The sequence below is a fragment of the Bradyrhizobium valentinum genome (genome assembly GCF_001440405.1).
Taxonomy (GTDB): Bacteria; Pseudomonadota; Alphaproteobacteria; order Rhizobiales; family Xanthobacteraceae; genus Bradyrhizobium; species Bradyrhizobium valentinum.
On the sequence record NZ_LLXX01000063.1, the window covers coordinates 1 to 3,540 of the forward strand.

At 59.5% G+C, this 3,540-nt stretch carries 4 protein-coding genes; all 4 read right to left on the minus strand.

The features are described from left to right. Positions 1–118: 118 nt before the first annotated feature. The 4 genes from CP49_RS10430 to CP49_RS45875 are packed head-to-tail and all read right to left on the minus strand — an operon-like array spanning position 119 to position 3,378. Positions 119–1,123, minus strand: a complete 1,005-nt coding sequence (locus CP49_RS10430) for a tyrosine-type recombinase/integrase (protein WP_057850182.1) — start codon at positions 1,121–1,123, stop codon at positions 119–121. Next, positions 1,120–2,112: a tyrosine-type recombinase/integrase gene (locus CP49_RS10435; RefSeq protein ID WP_057850183.1), complete on the minus strand. Its 993-nt coding sequence runs from the start codon at positions 2,110–2,112 to the stop codon at positions 1,120–1,122. Before CP49_RS10435 ends, CP49_RS10430 begins: the two co-directional genes overlap by 4 nt. Then, positions 2,109–2,981: a site-specific integrase gene (locus CP49_RS10440; protein ID WP_197423069.1), complete on the minus strand. Its 873-nt coding sequence runs from the start codon at positions 2,979–2,981 to the stop codon at positions 2,109–2,111. Before CP49_RS10440 ends, CP49_RS10435 begins: the two co-directional genes overlap by 4 nt. Before the next feature lie 37 nt (positions 2,982–3,018). Next, entirely contained in the window at positions 3,019–3,378 is a 360-nt protein-coding gene (locus CP49_RS45875) for a hypothetical protein (protein WP_197423070.1), read from the minus strand. Positions 3,379–3,540: the final 162 nt, after the last annotated feature.

A 3,540-nucleotide genomic window follows, 5' to 3' on the forward strand; every position in this document is an offset into this window, starting at 1 on the left:
GCGTGATGACGCCTTCCTTGAGATTATCGAGCTTATGTGCCGGACATCGTTATGTGGCTGGCAACGGCTTGAGCCGGTCTTTCGGGGGAGGATCGCGGGCGTGTGGGCACATAATGCGCTACAGTGAATTGAGCCAGTCGAGGAGGGTTTTGTCGTCCTTCCAGGCGACGCGAGCCCGGGACACCGTTGAAATATCGGAACCCACTTCGCAGGCGCGCAGCGCCTCGGCTTTAGCGCGCAGCGTCAGCTCGGCATAACGGTTTGTCGTGTCGAGACTGACGTGCCCGAGCCAACTCCGTATGACATTAACTTCGACACCGGATTCCAGCAGGTGGCCGGCAGCGGTGTGCCGGAATAGATGCGGACTGACCCGCCTGGATTTCGGCCCGTGTGTATCGAAGGATGCGCCGTGTCGTCGGACAATCTTATAGATCCCGAACCGCGTTAGAGGGCGGGCCTTCGGAGCGCAGAAGACTGGCTCGCCTGGCGATGCGCTACGCTGGGCGAGGAGCGCCTGGAGATGCTTCACTGTCTCATCCCAAAGCGGGCACGTCCGCCACTTGTCACCCTTGCCGTGCAAGTGGACTTTGGCTGGCGGCTTGAGTTCGAGGTGCTCGATACGAAGATCGGCAACTTCCTGCACCCGAGCGCCCGTGTTGTACAGGAAGAGCAACAGTGTGTGGTCGCGCAGCGAGAGATGACCTTGTCGAGGCAGCGAACGAAACAATGCCGTTACCTCCTCCCGCTCGAGGAAATGTGTATCGGGCAATGATGTGCGCTTGACGAGGATCGCCGCGACCTGCTGACAGACCGCCAGCATCTCGGGTGCACGCACCGCGAGGTAGGCAAAGAAGGTGTTCAGTGCTGCCCGCCGTTGATTGCGAGTACGCACCGAGTTACCGCGCTCTTGCTCCAGGTGCCTCAGGAACGCCAGACTTCGTTCGAACGTCAGGTCATCAAGGGCCAGTGTAGCAATCCGGCGACCACGCTGCTCGGACACGAAGCACAGGAACAGGCGAATCGTGTCACGATAACTGCGGATCGAACCGAGCCGCAGGCCCTTCTGTACCGGGAGATGATCGGTGAAAAATGACTGAACCAGTGTACCGAGGGAGGGGGTCATGATTGATCCTCCCCGAGCGTTGTCGCAGCAAAGGCACGGAAGCGGCGGTTGGCGTGTTCGAGAAGCTCCGGGGTCGGCGTCAGATACACCGCAGTGGAATTGATGTCGCCGTGCCCCATGAAAGTTGAGAGTGCAAGAAGCTTCGTCTGAGGATCGAGGCCGAGCCTGTACCAGCGCGTGAGTGTACCAACGGCGAACGAGTGTCGCAGATCGTGCAGGCGCGGCGGCGAAATGCCTGGCGGGATCTGCAGATTTAAGCTCAGGACCATAGCGTGAAAGGTCTGGCTGATTGTGCCAGGGTTGATTGGCCTCCCCCCGCGCAAGCAGAACAGCGGCGCGTCGTCTGCAGCAGTGGCGGCGCGCGCCGCAGTCTGGCGTTGACGGAGATGCTGCGCCAAGAGCGTTCCGAGCTTTGGTCCAAATGGGACGAGGCGGCTCTTGTAGAATTTAGTCTCCCGGATAATGAGCAATCGCCGCTCCAGATCGACATCTTTGAGGCGCAGCCGGCAGGCCTCCCCGACGCGCAATCCCAGCCCATACAACACGGCGAACAATGCGAAATACGTGTTGCCACGCTCGATCGTACCACCATGGTTCGGGAGCGCCTTGGCAAGGGCAAGCAACCGAGTGGCTGTGTCTGTGTCGAAGATAAATGGTGTGCGCTGATACCTTCCGCGACGCGGCGGTGATCTCAGCGGTGTCTGGGCGAGCTTCCCGTGATCGACGAGATACGAAAGCAGTCGTCCCACCGTAGAGCGCAGGTGATTATAGCTTCTTGGCCGCGATCGCGGACGCGAGAGAAGAAACTCATCCACCAGTTCCGGGGTTACCTCACTAAGGCTACCAATTTTGTTCTTCGACAAGTAGGCATCGAACAGCGCGAGCGTCTTCTCTTCGACAAGATAGCGCCGTCGCAAAGAGCGCTTGTGAGCGAGGAATTGCTCGATCTCGCGGCCGAGAAAACTCTGGAAACGTGCATCGGAGCTCACAGCACGTCCTCCCCATTGCCGAATGCAACCTCACGCAGCTGTTCGACGGCGATCTTCCCGTAGATCTGGGTGGAGGAGGCGCTGCGGTGGCCGACGTAGTCGCCGATATGCTTCAGGGAGAAATTGGCGTTTAGCAGGCGCTGCACACAACTGTGCCGTAGGACATGCGAACCGGCGCGTGGCACGCGAATGCCGGCTTTGCGGATGAAATGGGCGGCGCGACAGACAACCGCGGCGGAGCCAATCGGGGCGTGCGGAGCACAGCAGCGCATAAACACCTCGCGGCATGTCGTGGCTGGTCGCCCGTTTTTGAGGTATTCGACGATCGCTGCTCCCACCGCCGCCGAGAGCGGATAAGTGGTGGTATTGCCTGCTTTGCGTTCCCTGATCTTAAGCCGTTCGTTGCGCCAGTCGATGTCATCGAGCGTGAGCGAGGCGACCTCCGCTGCCCGCAGCCCATAGGTCGCAAGCAACAGCATCATCGCATAATCGCGCTTGCCAGAGGCGGACCGTCTGTCGATACCCGCCAGCACTTGCTCGACCTGCTCCCAACTGATCGATCGTGGCACGCCAGCGTGCCGGTACGACTGCGGAAACTCGACGAGCGAACTGAGATCCTTGGCCATAACCCCTTCACGATTGAGATAACGCAGAAAGACCCGCAGGACTCCGCATGCATTGCGCACCGTTGACCAGGACACTCGGGGCGGAGCGTACTCGGCAATGAACCCGCTGAGCACGGTTGGCGATAACTTTGCGAGGTTGTCGACGCGGATGCGTTCAAGGTAGGCCGCGAACTGACGCAAAAAAATTTGGTATTGGTATATCGATCGCTGACGAAGTCCTTTCTCTTCGATCAGGTACCTCAACAACCCCGGTGCTTGGCGTTCGAACGGGTTGTCCGGCTTATGGAGACGACCCCCGGCCAATGTAGCCGGGGACCGCCAGCCTTAGCATCTGGCGGATGGGATTGCGTACTTCATCGCCGATCTGCTTGCGTCGCCGGGCTGAGCGTCGTCTAGCACGCTCACCAATCCACGCTTGCACGAACGGCTCGACGTGATCAGGTAGGTTCTTAACCTCGCTGGCGCCGTGAGCTTTTGCGAACTCGCCAAAGCTCACCACGATGGGAATCCGGCGAGACACGCTGCTATCCGTATAGCGCTGCTCCGCCATCCAGCTGACGTACTGCTCGACTTCGGGAGCGATCCAGGACTCGTGAATACGATCGACGGTGGCGGGTCGGATGTAGTACTTCTCGAGCATGACAATCTCCTAAGGAAAGAAGGAGATCACCATGCCACGAGCGCTCCGTTATGTTGCCGCCGGCGCGGAAATAGCGCTTAAAAATGCGGGTTGTGACGGCATTCGGCACATAACGATGTCCGGCACATAAGCTCGATAATCTCAAGGAAGGCGTCATCACGC